Source organism: Arthrobacter sp. M71 S08 (assembly GCF_059089725.1).
Genome location: NZ_JBNHEY010000003.1, coordinates 234,336 through 256,053, shown reverse-complemented (window position 1 = coordinate 256,053; position 21,718 = coordinate 234,336). Strand labels below are relative to the sequence as shown.

The window sequence follows — 21,718 nt, the reverse complement described above, 5'->3', positions numbered from 1 at the left end:
CATGACCACCACGAATTTCACCCGGAACGGGCAGCGGACCGCAGAAACGCACGACGCCGTCACAACCCCGCCTGCCCCGCCGCCGGTCCGGCGCAAACAGGGCCTGCGGACGCGGTTCCGCCGCGACCGCTCGCTCGTTCTCATGGCGCTTCCCGCCGTCGTTCTCCTGGCTGTCTTCGCCTACATACCGATGCTCGGCAACGTGGTTGCGTTCCAGAACTACTCGCCGTTCATCGGCATCCCGGCCAGTCCGTGGGTCGGCCTCGAGAACTTCGGGCGCGTGTTCAGGGATCCTGACTTCTGGAACGCCGTGCGGAACACCCTGATGATCACCGGCTTCCAGCTGGTGTTCTTCTTCCCCATCCCGATTGCGTTGGCGCTCCTGCTCAACTCGTTGCTCCAGCCGGCAATGCGGGCGACCATCCAGGCGATCGTCTACCTCCCGCACTTCTTCTCATGGGTGCTCGTGGTGTCGGTTTTCCAGCAGTTGCTGGGCGGCGCAGGACTTTTGAGCCAAATGCTGCGGGCGAACGGATGGAGCGGCATGGACATCATGACCAATCCCGATACGTTCCTCTTCCTCATCACCTCACAGGCCGTCTGGAAGGACGCGGGGTGGGGCATCATCGTTTTCCTCGCCGCCCTGGCCGCGATCGATCCCGAGCAGTACGAGGCTGCGGCCGTTGACGGTGCAAACCGCTGGCGCCGCATGTGGCACGTGACGCTCCCGGGCCTGCGGTCGGTGATCGTCCTGCTGCTCATCCTCCGTCTCGGCGACGCGCTGACGGTCGGATTCGAGCAGCTGATCCTGCAGCGCGACGCCGTCGGCGCCGAGGCAGCGGAGGTGCTCGACACCTTCGTCTACTACACCGGCATCCAGAACGGTGACTGGAGCTACGCCGCTGCCGCCGGTCTCATCAAGGGCGTCATCTCGCTCGCCCTCATACTCGCCGCCAACAAGGTGGCGCATCTCTTCGGTGAAAACGGGGTGTATTCCAAGTCATGACAACGATCATCAAACCAGCCCCGGCCCGCCGGACAGGCGTTTCACGACCGGCATGGGAAGAAGAATCGGGAATCGCGGCCAAGGCAGGCAAGGCGGTACTGCTGTGCCTCGTGGTGCTCGCGGTGCTCGGCCCGCTCTACACGATTGTGCTCACCAGCATCTCCTCGCAGGGCACCATCACCCAGGCGGGCGGTCTCGTCCTGATCCCGGGCGAGATCACGGTCGATGCCTACCGCCAGATCCTCAACGGCGGCGTCGTGACGCGCGCTGTGATGGTCAGTGTCGGCGTCACTGTCGTCGGAACGCTGCTCAGCATGGTGGTGTCGGTCCTGTGCGCCTACGGCCTTTCACGGCCCGGTTCCTTCGCCCACACGCCGTTGCTGTTCACCCTGCTGATCACCATGTTCTTCAGCGCCGGCATGATCCCGTCCTATCTCCTGGTTTCGGGGCTGGGACTCATCAACTCCTACTGGGCGCTGATCCTGCCGAGCGCGGTGTCGGTCTTCAACATCATCATCCTGCGCGGATTCTTCATGGGCATCGACCGCGGGATTCTGGACAGCGCGCGGATCGACGGGGCAAGCGAGTGGCGCATCCTGGGCCAGATCGTGCTACCCATGTCGAAGGCGGTGACGGCCGTGATCGCACTGTTCTACGGCGTCGGCTACTGGAACGCCTTCTTCAACGCCGTGCTCTACATCAATGACAGCGCCAAGAACCCGCTGCAGGTGGTCCTGCGTTCCTATGTTCTGCAGGGCGTATCCGTGCCGGGGCAGATCGACCTTGGCCAGGGCGTAGCACCCTCGCTCGCGCTGCAGATGGCCGTCATCGTGATTGCGATGGTGCCCATCCTCATCGTCTACCCGCTCGTGCAGAAGCACTTCACCAAGGGAGTCATGATCGGCGCGGTGAAGGGATGACGGCGGCGTCTAGGTCAGCGGGCGGTTGTGGTCTCGCGCTGCGCCAGGCTGGGAACGATCAACCGAACCTCCACAGGCTTGTCCGAGTTGAGCCGGTCCATGACCATTTCGACGGCGGCGCGGCCGATGTCGTGTGCGGGGATGGAGACCGCGGTCCACGGCCTTACCGCAGCAAGGGCCACGTCCTCCGGGGCGATCACCACCACGGAGATGTCCTCAGGAATGCGCAGACCGCGCGCGGCCAGCGCTTCATGCAGCAGCGGCAGCAGCCCCTCATTGTGGACCACGAGAGCCGTGACCGGGGCGTCGCCGTCGAGCTCCGCGTCGAGTGCCTCGGCGAGGGCGGGCATGGAGGCTTCGCAGGCGCGCAGCACGGAGGCCACGCCGGCGGCATCGCACGCCTCGGTGAAGCCCTTCCTGGCGCGGTCCGCGTAGGTCGCGTGGCGCTCAAGGGAAGCCTGCGGGGACCCGATGAAGCCGATACTGCGGTGGTTCAGGTCAACCAGGTGCCGCACAGCGGTACGGGAGGCTCCCGCGAAATCGAAATCGACGCAGCTGAGCCCCTGCGGGTCGTCGGGCAGACCGATCAGCACCGCGGGCTTGCGCAGCTTCGCAAGAAGCGGGATGCGGGGATCGCGGGCCTCGATGTCCATCATGAGGAGCCCGTCCACCATCGACTGCGACGTGACGCGTTCCAGCCCGCCGGCGTCGTCCTGGGTCAGGAGGAGGACGTCCTGGTTGTAGGTGCGCGCGGTGGTGACAACGGCGGCCACGAACTGCATGACGACGCTGACGTTCACGTCAGCGCGCAGCGGCGCCATCAGCCCGAGCACGTTGGACCGGTTGGAAGCGAGCGCCCGCGCTCCGGAGTGCGGGCTGTAGTTCAGCTTCCGGATGGCGTCCTGGACAGCCAGCCGGGTCTCCTCGGAGATGGTCCGTTTTCCGCTCAGCACGTAGGAGACGGTGCTCAGCGATACTCCGGCTGCCCGGGCGACGTCGTTCATGGTGGTCACAGGCCTCATCCTATCTTCGACACTGTTCGATGCCTATCTATCGAGAAAACCGGCGAGCTGTTGCAGAAGCGCTTCGACACTCGACTCGCACACTTTGACGTACAAAACAGAGGAACAGCATGAAATTCACTGACGGTTATTGGATGTACCGCAAGGGCCTGACGGCCCTGCACCCGCGGGACGTTTCCGACGTCGTTGCCACCGATGCGGGCCTGGAAGTCTACGCGCCGACCCGGCAGATCAACGCGCGCGGCGATGCGCTGAATTGCCCGCAACTGACGGTTTCCTTCACGTCACCGCTGGAGGGCGTCATCGGCGTGACCGTCGAGCACTTCCAGGGCACGCTCGACCCCGGCCCCCGGTTCGATGTACAGGAAGCTCACCCCGCAATCGACGTGTCGATCGGTGAAACGCACGCCACCCTCACCTCGGGCGCGCTCACCGCGTCCGTCAGTCTCACCGGCGACTGGACGGTCGACTTCACCGGTGATGGCAGGCACCTGACCAGCTCAGTGCCGCGCAGCGTCGGTTTCATTACGGACGACGCCGGACGCTTCTTCGTGCACGAACAGCTCACCCTCGGTGTCGGTACCAATGTCTACGGCCTCGGCGAGCGCTTCGGGGCGTTCGTGAAGAACGGCCAGTCGGTGGATGTCTGGAATGAGGACGGCGGGACCTCAAGCGACCTCGCCTACAAGAACGTGCCGTTCTTCCTGACCAACTCCGGGTACGGGGTGTTCGTGAACCACCCGGAGCGCGTCTCGTTCGAAATCGGGTCCGAGGTGGTTTCACGGGCACAGTTCAGCGTTGAGGGGCAGAAACTTCAGTACTTCGTCATTTACGGGCCGTCTCCGAAGGACATTCTGCGCCGGTACACCGAGCTCACCGGCAGGCCTGCACGGATCCCCGCGTGGTCCTACGGTTTGTGGCTTTCCACCTCATTCACCACGGACTATGACGAGAAGACCGTGATGTCCTTCATTGACGGGATGGCCGAGCGGAACCTGCCGCTCTCCGTCTTCCATTTCGACTGCCACTGGATGCGGGCGTTCCACTGGAGCGACTTTGTCTGGGACCCGGCTACCTTCCCCGATCCGGAGGGTATGCTCCGGCGGCTCCACGAACGCGGCCTCAAGGTCTGCGTGTGGATCAATCCGTACATTGCGCAGCGTTCCCATCTTTTCCGGGAGGGCCAGGAGCTCGGTTATCTGGTGCGCAGGGCCGACGGGTCGGTGTGGCAGTGGGATCTCTGGCAGGCCGGCATGGCTCTGGTGGACTTCACCAATCCCGACGCCGTCCTCTGGTACCAGGACAAGCTGCGCACGCTGCTCGGGCAGGGGGTTGACTCCTTCAAGACCGACTTCGGCGAGCGCATCCCCACCGACGTCGTCTGGCATGACGGCTCCGAGCCGCAGCGGATGCACAACTACTACACGCAGCTGTACAACGAAACGGTGTTCGAGCTCCTCGAGAAGGAACTGGGCGCTGGTGAAGCGGTCCTGTTTGCCAGGTCCGCAACCACGGGCGGGCAGAAACTGCCAGTGCACTGGGGCGGGGACTGTGAATCCACGTTCGCTGCAATGTCCGAGTCCCTGCGCGGCGGGTTATCCCTCGCGTCCTCGGGCTTCGCGTTCTGGAGCCATGACATCGGCGGGTTCGAGGGCACCCCCGAACCGGAGATTTTCAAGCGGTGGATAGCGTTCGGGCTGCTTTCCTCACATTCACGCCTGCACGGGTCCAACTCCTACCGCGTGCCCTGGCTGGTCGATGAAGAGTCCGTGGACGTGCTGCGCCATTTCACGGAACTGAAGATGCGGCTGATGCCCTACCTGGCCGGCGCTGCGGAAGAGGCATACTCATCGGGCACCCCGCTGATGCGCCCGATGTTCCTCGAATTCCCCGACGATCCGGGATGCGCGCACCTCGACCGGCAGTACATGCTCGGAAGCAGCCTCCTCGTTGCCCCGGTGCTGGAGGCCAAAGGCGAGCACTCCTTCTACCTCCCCGAGGGAACGTGGACCCACCTCGAAACCGGCGAAACGCTGGAGGGCCCACGGTGGCACAGCCGGTTCTTCCCGGTCATGGAGGCTCCCGTATTCGTCCGGCCGGGAACGGTGCTGCCGCTGGGCATGGTCTCAAGCCGACCCGACTACAACTGGGCAATCGACGTCGAATTCAAGGCGTTCGCAGTCGAGGAGGGGCACCGGAGCACTGTCCAGGTGCACTCTCCCGACGGTTCCCGGGTCTCCCACGAGGTGGCCGTTGCGGATGGTGAGGTGAGCGCCGTCGTCGTTCCGTAGGAGTTAGGGGCCCTACTTCTTGGCCGCCACGGACTCTGCCATGAACTCGGCAACCACCTGCTGGGAGATGGCGACGTCGAGGACGAAGACGCCGTCGTCGTTGCCGGCCAGCCACTCACGCAGTTCCGCCAGATCCGCCAGGGTGCGGGCCTTGGCGCCCTGGGCGCCGAGGGCCCGCCCGACGGCGGCGAAGTCCACTTCGTCGATCAGCATCGCCTGGCTGTGGAGTCCCTTGGCCGCGTACTGGTGCAGTTCGGCGCCATAGGCGGAGTCATTCAGAACCACCACCACTCCCCTGCGGGTGGCGCGGAGGAAGGTTTCGAAGTCGGCCATCCCCATCAGGCCGCCTCCGTCGCCGCTGACCAGGACGGTGGTGCGGTCCGGCCGTGCCACGGAGACGCCGGCGGCGGATCCGAAGCCCATGCCGATGGCCTGGAAGGCCGTGCCGACGAGGATCATGGCGTGCGGATCGGGCACCGACAGGTACATTGGCGCCCAGCCGATGAAGTGCCCACCGTCCATGACCACCGAGCGCTCCACCGGGAGGATGTGCTCGAGCGCAGCGACCACCGCCCGCGGGTTCAGCCGGCCGTCGGGGCCGAACTCGACCGGATCCTCGATGGGAGAGGAAGAATGGAACTCTTCCCCGGCGACTTCCGGGACCCGCTGCCGCCAAGTGGTCGATGCTTCCTGCACCCGCGCCAGCAGGCCTTCAACGAAGGGGCGGATGTCGGCGCGGATGTTGTCCACGACGATCGGATGGTGCTCGTCGGGTTCGTTGTCCACCCGGATGATGCGTGTCTCGGGCGGGAAGAGGGTTCCGTAGCGCGTCTGGAAGATGTTCATGCTGGCTCCCACCACCAGCACGACGTCGGCCTGGCGTGCCACTTCGAGGCGATGCCGGCGGGTGAATCCGCCCGCGACTCCAAGGTCCCATTCACTGTCGAACGCGTTGATCGCCATCACCGAGGTCATGAAGAGCGCGCCGAGGCGGTCACCGATGGTACGAAGCGGAGCGGCGGCGCCCGCAAGAACGACGCCGCGGCCGGCGATTACCACCGGTCGCTGCGCTGAGGCGAGCAGGTCGGCTACGCGTTCGAGGTCATCCGGCTTGGGAGGCCACTCTGCCTTGGCGGGCAGCGGTTCGAGGGGCTCGGATTCGGTGAGCGGAGCGGTGGCCAGGTCATAGGGGATGGCGACGATGACCGGCTGCACCGTCTGCAGTGCGAGGTCGAAGGCGCGATGAGTGATTTCGGCGGCGTTGCCGGGGCTGGCAATGAGGGTGGTCACGCCGACCGCTTCGGCGGCCTTTGCCTGGTCGAGGTCGAAGTTCCGTGGCCCGCTGGACGGCGCGTCACCGACCACGAGGACCAGTGGGATGCGGGCAATTCGCGCCTCGGCAAGGGTTGTATAGGCGTTCGTGAAGCCGGCACCGTATGTGGTGGTTGCTGCGGCGACTCCACCGGTCGCCCGGTGATACGCGTCAGCCATTGCGACGGTCGCCGATTCATGCCGGGCGGAGGTGAAGGGAAAACCCCGCCTCGTGAGCCGGCTGATCAGGTGCGCGTTGCCGTTGCCCATGAGCCCGAACAGGTGCCCGGACCGCTCCGCGACCGCGTCAGCTACAGCCGCGGAAACGTGGCCCTCATCCGGAAGCGTGGGGGTCTTGCCGGTCTGTGGAACGTGGGTGCTGGCGCTTATCATGAGTTCTATCCACTCCTTTGTGTCGTCGTGAACAGGTTATGCGGTCATAGGCAGCGCGCCCGCATCCCTGGTGCAACGCGGGTGCATCGGATCAGTCAGATAACGCTGACGGTTCAGTCACCGGCCCCGGTCCCCCGATCGTCTGGACGAGGAAGGTCTCCTCGTACTTGCAAACATCGACTACCTCCGAGAGATCGTCCTCATCGAAAGGTACGAAGCCTCCACCCAGCGCGACAGGAACGTCAAGCGCGATCCGATGGTCTCCCGAGCGTACTACCAGCTCGTCAGTGCCCTCCAGGGAACTGCCCTGCGGAAAGAGCATGGCCACTTCGTAACCATCAAGGGTGCGGCCCGCAACGCACGAGCCCTCATTGAGAAAAAGCGTGCCCTCGAAAAGCGCCTCCATCACCGCGTCTCCGGGACCTGTACGCGACACCATCAGGAGCTCACCGTTGGGTCCTGATTCCGTGCCGGGCTTGAGCTGCGGGATCCAGGCGCATCCGGAGGTCAGCACAATGAGCGCAACTGCCCCGGCTCGAACGAGTGCTCGCGACATGGAAACAGAGTAGCCCCACCTAACGTCATGTATCCCTTTATCGTCCCGCTGGGCACAACCAAATACAGTTCCCAGCGGTCACACTCACAGCGCACCCGCCCTGAAACCGACCAATAGAGAAATGAGGTGCACGGCCTGCGGTCCCCGGCGGCTGAACAAGAAATTGAAAGACGCGCCCCTATGGGTCAGTAGCGCAGGAGCGCAACTGCATCGGTTTCCTTGGGAAGTTCGTCGGGTGACACAACGTGGACAATGCCTCCGTGTTGCAATGTCTCGATTGCGGCGGTTCCCAACAGATCCTCTCCCCGGGATTCGAAGACGGGTCCTGTCTCAAGTCTGTCAGCGTCGCTGTCGTAACGCCCCCAGATCGGGTCGCCGTCGCTGAGGAGCAAAGTGCCGACCCGCCCCTGGTGTGATGCCCGCACGATGTCCGCGATATGGCCCGTCGCTGCACCGTCGCCCCTGCCCAACAGTTCGGCTGCGTTGGTTATGGCTTCCACCTGCCCGCTCTCTAGCCGCTCCTTCATCTGCTCGTAAGCCAGACTGTGCAGCGACGAAGTATCAAGTGAATTCGGATTGATTTCCACGACGCCGGCCAGGCGTTCGCCGAGGTCACTCGCTTGCTGGAAATGCCCGCCGATTTCAGCATCCGCGACGAGCACCAGGGGTTGCGGATTCGCTGAAAGATGATTCTCGACAGCTCTCGCCACGTCGGCGACGAATTCCTGGAGGCGGGCTTTCCGGAAATCGGGTGGGCTGTCGCCATAGACCTGGGCGTTCGGGATGTTCGCTGTTCCTACGTTGGGACGCGCAGGAGGACTCGCCTGCACCGGGTTTTCATAGTCATTTTCTACTGACGATCTCGCGGGAAGATCGGCAGCTGCGTCCTCAGCTATTTCATACCGGGACGCACTGAAGAGCGAAGCCTCATCGGCCGTCACTGTCAGGACGGAAAAACGACCGTCTGCCGCCAGCAGTGGCAGCAAAGGCCTGATATAGAACTTTTCTCCCATCACTGCGAGTTCCTCGAAGTTCATGGGAACCCTGAATTCTCTTGTATGATCCGCGTCAATGAAAAGAGCCAATCCAGTGCTCTGGTGCTGCCAAAATTCGCGGTCTTCCAGAAGAGCTGTGGCGGGCTCAAGGATAGAATCGGCGTCTGCTTCTGGCAGGTCCGCTGCGATGAGCTTTGTCCGGGCCTCGCCCAGGAGGTTCTTCAGGCGGATGGGGTCCTGCCGCACCTCTTTACCTTTGGGGTGCGTCTGCATGAAAATCGATACCGCAGGGGCTGATTCAATGGTCATCAGTCGGGTCAGATCGGTTTGCGTGAACAATTCAGAGTCCTTCCGCAGAGCGTGTTCCATACTGCCTTACCGGTGAGCACTGACAGTGACTCGATCTCACCGGTCAGTTGCTCCCTGCCTTCGACGCTACTGTTTGTGCTCGCCGCTGGCCACCCTGCCCGCTGCGTGATTGATCTCGATCGTTGCTTGGAATTGCTTCCGTTTGGTGCCGGCTGGGTTTATGTTTCAGTTCATGCGACGCCTCCCGAAGCCTGGTGTGATCATTGTTCTGGCCACGGTATTGTTCGGCGCCGCTGCGTGCTCTGCACCGTTTCCCCTGGTGCCCGGTGAGACACCCAGCGCAATCACCACCCAACAGGCGTTGGAGACTGTTGATTACGGCGTGCATCTCGCAGCTCTGCAGGACATCGCCGATTCGAATGATGGGAATCGTGCAGCAGGTACATCCGGATACGAGGAGTCCGCCCAATACGTCGAGGCGGTCCTTCAGGAAGCGGGTTACACACCCGTCCGGCAACCCTTCTCTTACCAGGACGGACGCGATGGTGAACGGGTCGAATCCTTCAACATACTGGCCGACACCCCCGGCAGCGATGCCTACACAATCGTCGTGGGAGGTCATCTGGACTCGGTGCGCAACGGCCCAGGCATCAACGACAACGGCAGCGGTGTTGCTGCGATGCTGGAAGCCGCCCGATGGATTGCCACAACCGGCGATGAGCCCGTCAACCGCGTGAGGTTCGCCTTCTGGGGGGCCGAGGAGGACGGTCTTGAAGGCTCCAGGCACTATGTGAATCAGTTGACCGACGCTCAGATCGACCAAACCGTGCTGAACCTGAACATCGATATAGCTGGATCGCCCAACGGAGCGCGTTTTGTCCACGATGGCGACGGGTCAACCTTCGGCGGCCGGTATCCCGACGGTTCGGCTCAGATCGAGGAATTGTTCCTCGACTACTTCGCCTCGTCCGGCCTAAGCGTCGATCCCACGGTCTTCGACGGGGGGTCCGACTATGCCCCGTTCGAAGAAGCCGGCATACCGGTGGGCGGTCTCTTCACGGGTGACGTAGAAATCAAAACACCTCAGGAAGCAGAATCGTATGGCGGGATGGCAGGCAAACCGCATGACCCGTGCTACCACCGGTCCTGCGACACAGTGGACAACGTCGACGTTGAGCTGCTCGCGGAAATGACAGCCGCCCTGGCACATGTGACCGCGGCGTTCGCCGCCGCCACACCCAAGTAAGACTACCTCTGGGACTGCCGGACCAGCGCGTACCCGAAGGACTCCAGGTACACCTTGTCCACGCTCTCATCCGTTAACAGGTCCGTACCGGATACCTCAATGGCGACGGCGTCCGCACCATGGTTGATCAGTGTCAGCACATCTCCGCGCCGGGCGACCTCCACGCTCTCGGGCAACCCCTCGAGCACGGGTAAGACGCCGGCACCCGCGAACACGTGTGCACTCACCTGGCGTGCGCCGTCGTCGTCGGGCACTGTTGCGAGGTAATAGGCGCGGCCGGCGCCCGCGGCACGCCCGGTGAAGACAGGCAGCCCCTCCGTGCGGCCGCCGCTGAAGGAAGCAAGCACTTCGGCGTCCACTGCGGCGATCTCCTCGGCAAGGTACAGGCCGTCGAAGGTTTCGGATCCGAAGGCCACGGGCGCCCTCCGCTGACCCGGGCCGGTTGACTGCGGCGGCACCAGCGCGCCGAATTCCTCGAGCGTGACACCCACCAGCGGACCCAGCTGTGTAAGGAATCCGCCCTCGCGGAAGCGGTCATGCTCGTCAACGACGTCACTGAACGCGGTGAGCAGCAGATGTCCGCCGCCTTCAACGAAGCGCGTGAGGTTCGCGGCGCCGTCGTCCGTCAGCAGGTACAGCTGGGGCGCGACGACGACGGCGTACTCCCCCAGGTCCGACGTCGGGCGCACGAGGTCCACCTGCACGTGCTGGCGGTGGATGGCGTTGTACCAGCGCTGCACGCACTCGACATAGTCGAGGACTACCGGGTGGTCTGGATTCTCGATCGCCCACCAGTTTTCCCAGTCGAAGACGATGGCCACCCGGGCGTCCTTCGAACCGGCGGGAAGAACGGGCAGGGCCGCGAGATCCTGACCCAACTGGACAACCTCGCGCCAGGTGCGGGTGGAGGTACCCGCGTGCGGCAGCATCGCTGAGTGGAACTTCTCGGCGCCGGCACGCGACTGCCGCCACTGGAAGAACAGGATCCCGTCAGCACCGCGGCCGACGCACTGCATGCTCAGGGCCTGCATCTGCCCCGGTGCTTTCGGAGCGTTGGTGGGCCGCCAGTTGAGTGCATTGGTCGACTGCTCCATGAGCAGCCAGGGCTTCTCCGGCTTCAGCGAGCGCATCAAGTCCCGCTGGAACGCGCCGGCGCGGAAGCTCTCGGCTTCGTTGGGGTCGGGATAGCAGTCGTCGGAGATGACGTCCATTTCCGCCGCCCACTCCCAGTAGTTGGCCGGCTTGAAGGCACCCATGAAGTTGGTGGTGACGGGCTGGGTGGCTCCGGAGGCGCAGATGATGTCCCTCTCCATCCGGTAGCACTCGAGCAGCATGTCGGAGGTGAACCGGCGGAAGTCGAGCAGCTGGCCCGGGTTGTGGCTGTAGGGCGCCTTGCGCGGCGGGAAGATGTGATCGAAGGACTCGTAGTGCTGCGCCCAGAACCACGTTCCCCAGGCGGCGTTCAACTCCTCAAGCGTGCCGTACTTCCGTTTCAACCACACGCGGAACGCGTCCCGTGCCGAGTCGGAGTAGTCAAGGTTCAGGTGGCACCCGTACTCGTTGTTGACGTGCCACAGGACCACCGCGGGGTGGTCTGCGTACCGCTCGGCGATCCGCTGCACCAGTGCCGAGGCCAGTCGGCGGTACGACGGCGACGACGGGGCGTAGTGCTGCCGGCTGCCGTGCCAGTACGGTGCACCGTTCTCGTCGGCGGCGAGGATGTCCGGGTAGGCGACGGTCATCCACGGCGGGGGTGATGCCGTCGCGGTCGCGAGGTCAACGGCAATGCCGGCCTCATGCAGCATGCCGATGATGCGGTCAAGCCACTCGAAGTCGTAAACGTCCTCAGCGGGCTGGATCCGGGACCACGCGAAGATGCCGAGGCTCACCATGGTGACCCCGGCTTCACGCATCCGCTCGACGTCCTCGGCCCAGACGGATTCGGGCCACTGCTCAGGGTTGTAATCGCCGCCGTAGTGCACGGTGGGTGTTCCTTTCGAGAGTTGGAAAGCTCTAACGCTTGCGCTCGCGTTCCTTCACAACAAGCACAGCAAAAACAAGGCAGCCCATTCCGGGCACGATCAACGGCGGTAGTTGCCACGTCACGACGACGGTGAGCACCAGCGCGACGATCAGCGGGGCAATCGCCCCTCGATCAGAAACAAAGGCCTGAAGCGCGTCCCGCACCGCCTGCCGCCAGCCTTTCTCCGGGCTCCAGCGGACAGCGGTCTGCAGCAGCACCAACGCGAATGCGGTCAAGGCCAGCAGCCCGACAATGAACACGGCCTGCCAACCCGGCAGCACCTGGGTGCCGGCGAGGAGGAGGTTGAAGAGCAGGATCGCGGCCAGGACCAGGCTCGCCAATCCCACTACGCAGCCGGTGCGGAGGGCGGAAAGGAAGTCCGACCACCACTGGCCGAGCGTGGATCGCTCGGCCAGCAGATAGCGGTGGAGGTGCCGGCTGGAGGCGGCGATCGCCGCAGGGAGGGTGATCAGCAGCAGTCCGCCGGCAACGGTGAGGATGCCTATCCACAGCACTTCCGCAAACAGCGCGAACTTCCCCACGGCACCCGGCCATTTGAGCTGGGTGCCGTCAAGCTGGGGTTGCTCCCGCCGCTTGCGGGCGCTGCGGGGGGTCATCCCTTCAGACCCTGGGTGGCGACGCCGTCCACGAGGAACCGCTGGAAGATCACGAAGAACAGCATGACCGGCAGCAGAGCGAGAACCGCGATCGCCACCGTGGCGCCATAGTCGGAACCACTTGTCTGGTCATTGAAGACGCGCAGCGCCAGCGGAAGCGGGTAGTTATCCGGGGAGTTCAGGTACAGCAGCGGGCCGAGGAAATCGTTCCAGCTCCAGATGAACGCGAAGATCGAGGAGGTGATGAGCGCCGGTTTGATCAGCGGGACGGTGATGGACCAGAAGATCCGCCAGTGACCACAGCCGTCAATGCGTGCCGCTTCGTCGAGTTCCTTCGGCAGGTTCCGGATGAACTGGACCATCAGGAACACGAAGAACGCTTCCGTGGCAAGGAACTTGCCGACCAGGAGGGGGAAGAAGGTATCGATCATGCCGAGGTTACGGAAGATCATGTACTGGGGAATGATCAGCACGTGGAACGGGAGCAGGAGCGTGCCGATCATCATCGTGAAGAAGAGCGGCCTGCCCTTGAAGTCGAGACGGGCGAACGCGTACGCGGCCATCGAGGAAGAGATGACAGTGCCGATCACCGCGCCGATGCCGAGGATGGTGGAGTTCCAGAAGAACTTCCAGGTGGGAATGCCGGCGACGCCCTCCATGACCTTGAAGAAGTTCTCGAAGGTGGGGTTTTCCGGCAGAAGGCTGTTGTTCGAACCAAATTCGGAGCTGGGCTTGAACGAAGCCGAAATCATCCACAGGAGCGGATAGAGCACCAGCGCAGTCAGCAACACTATGCCGACGATCCAGGCCACCGTGGCCGCAGTCTTGCGCCGGGGCTGGCGCCGTTTGTGAATCGGCTGGACCGGGGGTACTGCAGTGGGGTTTGTTTCGATCGTGGTCACTTTGTGTCACCTCCGTAGTGCACCCAACTCTTGGAGGTGCGGAAAAGAATGAACGCGAGGATGCCTACCGCGACCAGAAGCACCCAGGCCATCGCTGAGGCGTAGCCCATCTGGTTGTTCGTGAATGCGCGGGTGTAGAGGTAGACGGTGTAGAAGTTGGTGGCGCCGGCAGGTCCGCCGGTACCCGACCCAATGATGTAGGCCGAGGCGAAGATCTGGAATGCGCCGATCATCTCGAGGAGCAGGTTGAAGAAGATCACCGGAGAAAGCATCGGCAGGGTGACGCTGAGGAACTTGCGCCACGCCTTCGCCCCATCCACCGATGCGGCTTCATAGAGCTCCATGGGGATCTGCTTCAGGCCGGCCAGGAAGATGACCATGGGGGCGCCGAACTGCCACACAGCCAGGAGGATCATCATGGGCATGATCAGGGTCGGCACGCCGATCCAGCCGCCAAGGTTGATGCCGAACAGGCTGAGTCCGCTGTCTACGGGACCATCTGCGGAGAACATTGCCCGCCACACGATCGCGATGCTGACCGAGGCGCCGATGAGGCTCGGCGCGTAGAACGCCGAGCGGAAGAACGCGGTGCCCTTCGTCTTGAAGTTCAACAGCATGGCCACGGCGAGCGCTGCGGCCAGCTTGATCGGCGTTCCGACGAGGACGTAGATCAGGGTGATCTGGACAGATCCCCAGAAGACGGTATCGCCTGCCATGCGTTCGAAGTTGCCCAGACCGGTCCACTTCGGTGAGGTGAAGAGGTTGTAGTCCGTGAAGGCGAGGTACAGCGAATAAAGCATCGGGCCTAGGGTGAGTGCAAAGAGCCCGAGCAGCCATGGTGAAAGGAAAGCGTAACCGGCAACGGTGTCCCTGCTGCGTTTGCGTTTGGGCTGCCCACCCGTCCGGCGGTTACCCACCGGACGGGTGCCGGGTTCGGCGTTGGTGCGGGTGTTTGTTGGCGCATGCGCCGATCCCGTGGTCATGAACTGCTCCTAATAGCGGTGATAGCTAAGGTCGATGTTCAGCTGCCGAGCGTGACGGCGGCCTCGTCGAAGAACTGCTGTGCGGCTTCTTCAGGAGTGATCGATCCGAGGCCGATCGAGGTTCCCAGTGTCAGGAAGGTGTTCTCCAGTGCGCCGTAGCCAACAACCGGCGCGGCGGGGGGATCACCAATGCGGTCAGACACCGAGTCAAGGTATTCCTTGACCTCAAGCTCGGGGCCTTCAAGAGCGGCACCCTCAAGGGCAGTCTCCGAAGCGGGAACACCGAGCGATGCGCCGAAGATCTTGCCGACCTCGGGGCTGTTGATCATGAACTCGACAAAAGCGACTGCAGCTTCAGGGTGCTCGGTTCCAGCGGAGATCGCGTGCAGCATGGACGGCTTCTGGTAAAGGTCCTTAGCGGAATCATCGCTGGTGGGCGGTGCCACGATGTTCAGGTCCTCGGCACCGGTGTCACCGAGGTAGCCACCCATGAAGTTGGACCAGGTCATTTCGCTTGCCGTGAGGTTGGATCCGAAACCGGACTTCGGCAGGACCTCCTCAAGCTTGCGCGCAGGGATGACTGCTTCGCTGTCGCGAAGATCCGCTGTACTGTTCCAGAATTCAGCAAGCTCTTCCTGGGTGAAGCCGAGCTCGCCCTCTTCAGTGAAGAGTTCGCGACCTTCCTGGCGGAGCTGAAGCTCGAAGTTCTGGATGCGGCCGGTGTAGTCGGTGCCGCCCCAGACGCCTTCGCCAGCGCCTTCGCTGACCTTGGCCATGTACTCCTCGTAGTCTTCCCAGGAGGTTCCGCCTTCGTAGCCTTCGACGCCGGCCTTCTCGATGAGCGCCGGGTTCTCAAAGAGCGACCAGGCGTTGTAACCGGTGGGAACGCCAAGAGTCTGATCCTCGAGCTTGCCGGTGGCGAGCAGGGTGTCGTCGATGGTGTCGGTGGTCAGGCCGTTGCCGACGTACTCGGACAGGTCGAGAAGCAGTCCGTTCTGGCCATACTGGCGCAGGTAGCTGTAGTCGAACTGCATAACGTCAGGAAGTCCGCCGCCTGCAGCTTCCGTCTGGCGCTTCTCCCAGTAAGCGGGGAAGTCCATGAACGTGCCGTTGATGTCGATGTTCGGGTTCTCTTCCTCGAACAGTGCGATGGCCTCGTTGTAACGCTCGGCTCGGTCGTCATTGCCCCACCAGGTGAAGTTGAGGGTTACCTCCTCGTTAGGGTCAGGGGTGCCGCCGGCCTCGCCGCCGCCGTTGCCGCCACACGCAGTCAGCATGAGAGCTGCCGCAACCGTGACTGCTACGCCGGACCCGGCGCGTCGTGAGATCTTATTGAACATCTTTGTCCTCCTGGGAACGGCTCAGATATGAGGTGAAGCTCTTCGGGTCCGCTGGTACAGTGGTGCACGTCACGGGAAAGCGCTCTCCAACGAGAGTAAATTGAATCGTCTCAATACGCAAGGCCTATTCCTAGAATAATGTGACTTGTGATACTTCCGAGACCGAAAAGAGCGAAGGACTCCTTACATGCCGCAGTTTGATCTCCCTCTCCGCGAACTCGAGCAGTACGCACCGAATCGCACTGAACCCGCGGACTTTGACGCCTTCTGGGAGAAGACGCTTGCCGAGGCCTCGTCCTTCGCTCTTGATGCCCGCTTCGACGAGATCGATGCCGGCTACTCCGAGCTGGTCACTGAGGATGTCACCTTCGCGGGTTATGGCGGGCACCCCATCAAGGGATGGATGCTTCGGCCCCGCTCCGCGCCCGGTCCCCTGCCCACCGTCGTTACCTACATCGGCTACGGCGGCGGCAGGAGCCTCGTCGGTGAGTGGACCGCTATCCCGAGCACCGGCGTCGCGCATTTTGTCATGGACCTCCGCGGGCAGGGTGCCGGGCACAGGAGCGGCGACACTCCGGACCAGGGCGTCAGCGGACCTCACGTCGGCGGCCACCTGACGCTCGGCATCGACTCACCGGAGACGTACTACTACCGGCGGCTGTTCACCGATGCGGTCCGGGCTGTTGAGGCCGCGCAGTCGCACTCGTTCGTCGATCCGACGAAGGTGCTCATTTCCGGCGGCAGCCAGGGCGGGGCCATCGCGCTTGCCTCCGCTGCGCTCTCCCCCACCGTCCTTGAGCACGCGCCCCTGGCCGCGATTGTGGACGTGCCGTTCCTCTCGCACATCCGGCGGGCAACCGAGATCGTCGACACAGCGCCTTACGGCGAACTGGTGCGCTACCTCGGCATCCAGCGCGGACGCGAGGAGGAAATCTTCAACACCCTGAACTATTTCGACGGCGTCAACTTCGCTGCCCGCGCCACCATGCCGGCGCTCTTCTCGGTGGGCCTCCTCGACGACGTCTGCCCGCCGTCGTGCGTTTACGCCGCCTACAACCACTACGCCGGGGAAAAGTCGATGAACGTCTTCCCCTACAACGGGCATGAGAACGGCGGAGCGGTGCAGAACGCTGAGCACATCCGTTTCCAGCGCGAGGTGTTCGCTTCGGCCTGAGCCTCAGGTTAGAGGCGCTGGAGCCCCGGACCATCCCGGATTTCCGCCGACGGCCCGCTCCGGCGATCATTGAGCGGTGCCCGATACTGCCCTCCCGCTTCTGACCCTCGGCGTCGTCGTACCTCCGTCCCTGGACCCGGCGTCCGTGCAGGAACTGAGCGAAGCCCTCCCCCGACTGCTCCATGAGCAGCACCCCGGCGTCGGATGGCGCGTATCCGTCGCGGCGGAAACGCTCGATGGTCGGGCACCGTCGGAGCTGCTGGAAACCGCGCGGGACCGGCTGCTGGACGAGGACTGGGATCTCGCCGTCGTCGTCAGCGATCTCGCCCTCCGCAGCGGGCGGAAACCGGTTCTGACGCAAATCAGCCCGGTCCACAGGGTCGGGCTGCTGGCCTTGCCGGCAGTGCGTGCGATTGGCCGCAGGGAAACCATTCCGACGGCGGTGGCACGGCTTGTCGGCCCGCTGGTCGGCTGGGACGAGGACGATGAGCCGGAAGACCGCGCCCGCCACGCCCGCCAGCTGGCAGAGGACTTACCCGCCCTTGCGGATGAAAACCCTATCCAGTTCACCGGGCGGGTGGTGGCGGGGAACGCGCGCGTGCTGCTCGGGCTCATTCTCGCGAACCGGCCCTGGCGGCTGGCGGCCACGCTCTCCCGCGCGCTGACGGCCGCGGCTGCCGCCGGCGTGGTAACGCTCGCAACGAGCGACCTCTGGCTGCTGGCCACCGCCTACGGGCCGTTGCGGCTCATCCTGTTGACCGTTCTTGCGATCGGCGCCGTCACGCTGACCCTCATGATCGGTGCAGACCTGTGGGAGCGGCCGCGGCGACGTGTTGAGCGCGAACAGGTCGCGCTGTTCAACCTCGCGACCACGGCCACCGTGGTGGTCGGCGTTGTCACCTTCTTTGGGGCGCTCTTCGTCCTGTCCTTCCTGGCCGCGGTGCTACTGGTGGACTCAGGGGTGTTTGCCGCCGTCGTAGGTGAGCCGGTGGGCTTCGCGGAGTACGCGCAGCTCAGCCTGCTGACCGCAGCGCTGGCGACCGTGGGCGGTGCTCTGGGAGCGGGGCTGGAGAACGACGACGTCGTCCGCGCCGCCGCCTTCACCCGTAACGACGTCTAGGGCGGGGGCTTGCACCCCAACCCGGGAGAAAGTTGAGCAATCCGGACGGAAAGGCGCGAAATTCGCACCTCCCTGTCCGGATTGCTCGATTTTCCGGGCTGGCCGGAAGAGCTACCGGACCATATTGAGGACCGTCTGCACTCCGTTATCCAGAATGGCGCGGGCGGAGTCGGACACAACGTCCGGCTTCTTGCCCTGGTTGAGCGCCTTCTCGAAGCGGTCCATCGCCTTTCCTACCTTCTCGGGGTTGCCCTGCTCGACTGCCTGCTGAGCCTGGGCCAGCGACGTTTCGAGCTGCTTGGCTACCGGACCGGCAACATCACCGCTGGCGATCAGCGAGTCGAGCGTGGCCTGCAGGTAGGCGATGAGGCCCGGGGTCCAGGCGTCCGGCACCGGCACATCCGCGAAGTTCATGTCCGAGGCGAAGTAGTAGCCGGTATAGGACGGCTGGTTGTAGGTGGTGTTCTGGCGGGCCACCTCTGCGCGGTACTGCGGGTCGTGCATCAGCGTGGTGAGCTTGTGCTCAGTCACCTCGGTGCTTAGGTAGATCCGGATGGCTGAGCTGTCTGCGGTGCGTACCAGGAGTTCCTCACGCCAGTCGCCGAAAATGTCGGCGACGAGCGACGGGTTGCCCTTGGTCCCGTTGTTGGTCCGCGTTCCCTCCGCGGTGAGCACGCCGCCCCTGGTCCAGTCGTCGATGGTCGGCGTGGCGTTGCCGGATCCGTTGACGATCTGGGTGGTCATGTCAGGTGCCCACTTGATGCTCATGTTGGTGCCCGGCGTTCGGGAGTCGACAGCCTCCCCCTGCGCATTCAGCAACCCTGATCCCAGCGTGCCGTTGGGCATGCTTGCCCAGACCTCGATACCCTCTCCATCCGGCCGCACGTCGCCGATCATTCCGCGGCCGGTGTCGCGGCCGGAGTAGGCGCCAAAGATGACCTCGCCGGTTGCAGCGTCACGCAGGACCGAGCCGTACGGAGCCCACGCGCCGCCTTCATGAACAGTGAAGATCTCCAGTCCCGGCCGGTTCGGATCGATGTCGGTGACGTGCATGGCGTCCCCGTGGCCCAGGCCTGCTTCCGCACCTGGATTGGCGCTGCCCGGGGGAAGAGTGTCGAAGGAGCTGTAGAGAAGCGAACCGTCATGGTCGATGGTGGCTGAGCCGTAAACAATCTCGTGCTTCCCGTCGCCGTCCACGTCCGCCGCGCTGAGCGAGTGGAAGCCCTGTGTGGTGAGGGTGCCGAACTCGGGATCGGTTCCGAGCACACCGTGGGGGCTGTCGTTGAACGGGTTGGTCATCGGCGTCCAGCCGCTGTCCACGTTCCAGACCTTGGAGAGGTTCTTGCCGTCCCAGTTGTAGGCAACGAGGGTGGAACGGGTGTAGTAGCCGCGGGCGAAGACCGCCGACGGACGCTGGCCGTCAAGGTAAGCGACGCCGGCGAGGAACCGGTCCACGCGGTTGCCCGGCTCGATGCGGCTCATGGCGTAGTCGCCCCACATGAGGCCGTCGTCGTGCCGTCCCGGCTCGTAGTCGACGGTCTGGAGTTCCTTGCCGGTAGCGCCGTCGAACACGGTGAGGTATTCGGGGCCGTCGAGGATGAAGCCCTCAAATGCGCGGAGGTTGTTGCGGCCGCTGCGGCCCGGCGCGTACTCGTCGATGAAGTAGTCGGCCATGGCACGGGCATCAGCATCGGAAAGCGGGTATTCGTAGCGCTCCTCGATACCGAATGCCGCCTCGAGCGTTGCGGGCCAGTTGCCGGCGACGACCTCAGGGTGCTCATGCCAACCGGCGAACATGTCGACGACGTGCTCGTAGTAGTCGGCCGCGCTCTTGCGGTAGTCATCTTCGTTGCTGTAGCCGGCGGCAATATCGTCTGCCGGCATGGTGATGAAGCGTTCTTCGGTGACGTTGCCGGCGTCGTCATAGGTGAGGGTCTTGGTGCCGGGCGCGGTCTTGATCATCATTTCGGTGCGGCCGTCGCCGTCGAAGTCGTAGACCATGAATTGCGTGTAGTGCGCGCCGGAGCGGATGTTCACGCCCAGGTCGATGCGGTTCAGCAGCGTGCCGTCCATCGCGTACGTGTCGACGTAGGTGTTACCCGTGTACCCGACCTGCGAAACGTCCTTCGAGTTCGAGGGATCCCACTTGACGACGTACTCGTACTCGCCGTCGCCGTCCGCATCGCCGATGCTCATGTCATTAGCGGAGTAGGTGTAGCTCTCACCGGCGGGAGTGACGCCGTCGGCCGGCTTTTGGAGCGGGATCTCGGTGTATCCCTGTGCCCAGGGGCTCACCTCTGCGCTGCGCTGCAGTTCCACACCGTCGACGACGGCGGCAACCTGGTAGGCCGCGTCAGCCGCGCCATCAGCGTCGATGTAGTTGGTGCTGTCGGTGACCGTGGCGATCTTCTCGCCGTTGCGGTAGACGGCGAAGTCCGCTCCGGTCTGGCCGGTCTCACTTGCGCCGGTGACTTCGGTGGCGAGGAGACGCCAGCTGAGGAACGTGCCCTCGGAGGTGCCGGCAGCAACCAGGCCGCGGTCAAGGTGTTCTAGTTGAATGCCGACCTGGGCATCAGAGGCCGGAGCTGCAGCGGCCGGAACGCCGCCACCTCCGGCAATCAAGGCCGCGCTGAGAGCGAGCGTTGCTGGTACGGGGATGAAGCGAAAGCGCGAGTTCATCTTTGAATCCTTTCAACGGAAAGCGCTTTCTAAACGTTAGGCGAACTGCTGGAGGTGGTCAAGGTTTTCTATAGGTTTGATGTGTATCTCGTTCGGGGTTCCGGCTTACGGGACAAGCTTGACGTCCTCGCCCCGGAGGTTGGCACGGAAGCCGTCGCTCTGGACCGCGACATCCCGGAGTACGAGACCCTCGGGCAGGCCTTCGATGTCGTGCTCGATGGTCACAAATCTGCGCACGACGGCGGCGATGGCGTCGGAGAGAAAGTCCGGCCCGCCAATGTCGATCGAGCGTGGCTCCATCACGAGCCTGCCGGCCTCGACCTCGACTGTGCCGGTGGCCGTGACACGCAATTCACGCCCCAGGGCCTCAACTGTGCGCACCACTGTGGCCTGGCCGTTGTCGGCGGCGCGGACCTCCGTCCCGTCACCGAGCTCGCCGGCAACGGCCTCGAACGGGACGGTAGCGTCCACGGCGAACTGTGCAGCGATTATGCCGTCCGGCCCCGTGACCACGTCCTGCCCGACGGCGCGAACGTCGCGGAGCGTCGACCCCGAAGTCACCACTGTCCCAGCGTCCAGCACAAGGTCGGAGAGCCACACCTCATCCTCGTGCAGGTCAGCGGGAGGCTCTTCGCCCCGCGGGCGTTCGGCGCCCACCGTCGGTGACGGCACAGGCCCCGCTTCGACCCCGCCGACCGGGTCGCTCACCACCCACCAGAAGATCGCAACCGTGACCACCAGGACGAGGAGCATCCCAGCAGCACCGATCAGCCAGTCCTTCGCACGCGTCCACTCCATGAGGACAGTCTGCTGGCTCACCGCCAGCGGTGC

17 protein-coding genes are annotated in these 21,718 nt (G+C 64.0%); 6 read left to right on the top strand and 11 right to left on the bottom strand.

Translation table 11 applies throughout. The annotated features are described in order from the left end of the window. Position 1: 1 nt before the first annotated feature. Together AC5RTB_RS08610 and AC5RTB_RS08605 are read left to right on the top strand one after the other, a co-directional pair. Complete coding sequence (locus AC5RTB_RS08610) at positions 2–1,006, top strand: ABC transporter permease (RefSeq protein WP_494060647.1); 1,005 nt, start codon at positions 2–4, stop codon at positions 1,004–1,006. Continuing rightward, complete coding sequence (locus tag AC5RTB_RS08605) at positions 1,003–1,926, top strand: carbohydrate ABC transporter permease (protein ID WP_494060646.1); 924 nt, start codon at positions 1,003–1,005, stop codon at positions 1,924–1,926. The genes AC5RTB_RS08610 and AC5RTB_RS08605 overlap by 4 nt, the downstream gene beginning before the upstream one ends. Before the next feature lie 14 nt (positions 1,927–1,940). Here the strand turns inward: AC5RTB_RS08605 and AC5RTB_RS08600 are convergent, their stop codons facing one another. Continuing rightward, a complete protein-coding gene (locus tag AC5RTB_RS08600; protein ID WP_494060850.1) occupies positions 1,941–2,930 on the bottom strand; it encodes a LacI family DNA-binding transcriptional regulator in 990 nt (329 codons plus the stop codon). A 128-nt stretch (positions 2,931–3,058) separates the two neighbouring features. On the opposite strand from AC5RTB_RS08600, the gene yicI reads away from it, so the two are divergent. After that, the gene (gene yicI, locus AC5RTB_RS08595) at positions 3,059–5,239 is read left to right on the top strand and encodes an alpha-xylosidase (RefSeq protein WP_494060645.1); all 2,181 of its coding nucleotides are present in this window, start codon (positions 3,059–3,061) and stop codon (positions 5,237–5,239) included. 12 nt (positions 5,240–5,251) lie between these two features. Here the strand turns inward: yicI and AC5RTB_RS08590 are convergent, their stop codons facing one another. From AC5RTB_RS08590 to AC5RTB_RS08580, 3 genes are all read right to left on the bottom strand, one after another. Next, positions 5,252–6,943 (bottom strand): thiamine pyrophosphate-binding protein, encoded by a 1,692-nt coding sequence (locus tag AC5RTB_RS08590; RefSeq protein ID WP_494060644.1) that lies wholly within the window; start codon positions 6,941–6,943, stop codon positions 5,252–5,254. 91 nt (positions 6,944–7,034) lie between these two features. Continuing rightward, the gene (locus tag AC5RTB_RS08585) at positions 7,035–7,499 is read right to left on the bottom strand and encodes a hypothetical protein (RefSeq protein WP_494060643.1); all 465 of its coding nucleotides are present in this window, start codon (positions 7,497–7,499) and stop codon (positions 7,035–7,037) included. A gap of 185 nt (positions 7,500–7,684) precedes the next feature. Continuing rightward, entirely contained in the window at positions 7,685–8,833 is a 1,149-nt protein-coding gene (locus tag AC5RTB_RS08580; RefSeq protein ID WP_494060642.1) for a baeRF3 domain-containing protein, read from the bottom strand. A gap of 202 nt (positions 8,834–9,035) precedes the next feature. On the opposite strand from AC5RTB_RS08580, the gene AC5RTB_RS08575 reads away from it, so the two are divergent. Then, positions 9,036–10,049: a M20/M25/M40 family metallo-hydrolase gene (locus AC5RTB_RS08575; protein ID WP_494060641.1), complete on the top strand. Its 1,014-nt coding sequence runs from the start codon at positions 9,036–9,038 to the stop codon at positions 10,047–10,049. Positions 10,050–10,051: 2 nt separating this feature from the next. On the opposite strand, the gene AC5RTB_RS08570 is transcribed toward AC5RTB_RS08575, so the two are convergent. The 5 genes from AC5RTB_RS08570 to AC5RTB_RS08550 are packed head-to-tail and all read right to left on the bottom strand — an operon-like array spanning position 10,052 to position 15,914. Then, the gene (locus tag AC5RTB_RS08570; RefSeq protein WP_494060640.1) at positions 10,052–12,031 is read right to left on the bottom strand and encodes a beta-galactosidase; all 1,980 of its coding nucleotides are present in this window, start codon (positions 12,029–12,031) and stop codon (positions 10,052–10,054) included. 31 nt (positions 12,032–12,062) lie between these two features. Continuing rightward, entirely contained in the window at positions 12,063–12,689 is a 627-nt protein-coding gene (locus AC5RTB_RS08565; RefSeq protein ID WP_494060639.1) for a hypothetical protein, read from the bottom strand. Then, a complete protein-coding gene (locus AC5RTB_RS08560) occupies positions 12,686–13,591 on the bottom strand; it encodes a carbohydrate ABC transporter permease (protein ID WP_494060638.1) in 906 nt (301 codons plus the stop codon). The genes AC5RTB_RS08565 and AC5RTB_RS08560 overlap by 4 nt, the downstream gene beginning before the upstream one ends. After that, on the bottom strand, positions 13,588–14,574 hold the full coding sequence (locus AC5RTB_RS08555) for a carbohydrate ABC transporter permease (RefSeq protein ID WP_494060637.1): 987 nt from the start codon (positions 14,572–14,574) through the stop codon (positions 13,588–13,590). Before AC5RTB_RS08555 ends, AC5RTB_RS08560 begins: the two co-directional genes overlap by 4 nt. 38 nt (positions 14,575–14,612) lie before the next feature. Continuing rightward, on the bottom strand, positions 14,613–15,914 hold the full coding sequence (locus AC5RTB_RS08550; RefSeq protein ID WP_494060636.1) for an ABC transporter substrate-binding protein: 1,302 nt from the start codon (positions 15,912–15,914) through the stop codon (positions 14,613–14,615). Between the two features lie 187 nt (positions 15,915–16,101). Here AC5RTB_RS08550 and AC5RTB_RS08545 point away from each other — a divergent pair, with 187 nt between their 5' ends. Both AC5RTB_RS08545 and AC5RTB_RS08540 read left to right on the top strand, forming a co-directional pair. Beyond that, positions 16,102–17,088 carry an acetylxylan esterase gene (locus AC5RTB_RS08545; protein ID WP_494060635.1) on the top strand — a complete coding sequence of 329 codons (987 nt, stop codon included), beginning with the start codon at positions 16,102–16,104 and terminating at the stop codon, positions 17,086–17,088. Positions 17,089–17,164: 76 nt separating this feature from the next. Beyond that, positions 17,165–18,208, top strand: coding sequence for a hypothetical protein (locus AC5RTB_RS08540; RefSeq protein ID WP_494060634.1), 1,044 nt, complete (start codon positions 17,165–17,167; stop codon positions 18,206–18,208). A 111-nt stretch (positions 18,209–18,319) separates the two neighbouring features. Here the strand turns inward: AC5RTB_RS08540 and AC5RTB_RS08535 are convergent, their stop codons facing one another. Next, positions 18,320–20,887 carry a rhamnogalacturonan lyase gene (locus AC5RTB_RS08535; protein ID WP_494060633.1) on the bottom strand — a complete coding sequence of 856 codons (2,568 nt, stop codon included), beginning with the start codon at positions 20,885–20,887 and terminating at the stop codon, positions 18,320–18,322. A 105-nt stretch (positions 20,888–20,992) separates the two neighbouring features. Continuing rightward, positions 20,993–21,685, bottom strand: coding sequence for an LmeA family phospholipid-binding protein (locus AC5RTB_RS08530; RefSeq protein ID WP_494060632.1), 693 nt, complete (start codon positions 21,683–21,685; stop codon positions 20,993–20,995). Between the last annotated feature and the right edge of the window lie 33 nt (positions 21,686–21,718).

What these genes read in the sequence shown, in the direction of transcription:
- AC5RTB_RS08610 (WP_494060647.1), top strand. Translation starts at nt 2, where the DNA reads ATGACCACCACGAATTTCACCCGGAACGGGCAGCGGACCGCAGAAACG.
- AC5RTB_RS08605 (WP_494060646.1), top strand. Translation starts at nt 1,003, where the DNA reads ATGACAACGATCATCAAACCAGCCCCGGCCCGCCGGACAGGCGTTTCA.
- AC5RTB_RS08600 (WP_494060850.1), bottom strand. Translation starts at nt 2,930, where the DNA reads ATGAACGACGTCGCCCGGGCAGCCGGAGTATCGCTGAGCACCGTCTCC.
- yicI (WP_494060645.1), top strand. Translation starts at nt 3,059, where the DNA reads ATGAAATTCACTGACGGTTATTGGATGTACCGCAAGGGCCTGACGGCC.
- AC5RTB_RS08590 (WP_494060644.1), bottom strand. Translation starts at nt 6,943, where the DNA reads ATGATAAGCGCCAGCACCCACGTTCCACAGACCGGCAAGACCCCCACG.
- AC5RTB_RS08585 (WP_494060643.1), bottom strand. Translation starts at nt 7,499, where the DNA reads ATGTCGCGAGCACTCGTTCGAGCCGGGGCAGTTGCGCTCATTGTGCTG.
- AC5RTB_RS08575 (WP_494060641.1), top strand. Translation starts at nt 9,036, where the DNA reads ATGCGACGCCTCCCGAAGCCTGGTGTGATCATTGTTCTGGCCACGGTA.
- AC5RTB_RS08565 (WP_494060639.1), bottom strand. Translation starts at nt 12,689, where the DNA reads ATGACCCCCCGCAGCGCCCGCAAGCGGCGGGAGCAACCCCAGCTTGAC.
- AC5RTB_RS08555 (WP_494060637.1), bottom strand. Translation starts at nt 14,574, where the DNA reads ATGACCACGGGATCGGCGCATGCGCCAACAAACACCCGCACCAACGCC.
- AC5RTB_RS08550 (WP_494060636.1), bottom strand. Translation starts at nt 15,914, where the DNA reads ATGTTCAATAAGATCTCACGACGCGCCGGGTCCGGCGTAGCAGTCACG.
- AC5RTB_RS08545 (WP_494060635.1), top strand. Translation starts at nt 16,102, where the DNA reads ATGCCGCAGTTTGATCTCCCTCTCCGCGAACTCGAGCAGTACGCACCG.
- AC5RTB_RS08535 (WP_494060633.1), bottom strand. Translation starts at nt 20,887, where the DNA reads ATGAACTCGCGCTTTCGCTTCATCCCCGTACCAGCAACGCTCGCTCTC.
- AC5RTB_RS08530 (WP_494060632.1), bottom strand. Translation starts at nt 21,685, where the DNA reads ATGGAGTGGACGCGTGCGAAGGACTGGCTGATCGGTGCTGCTGGGATG.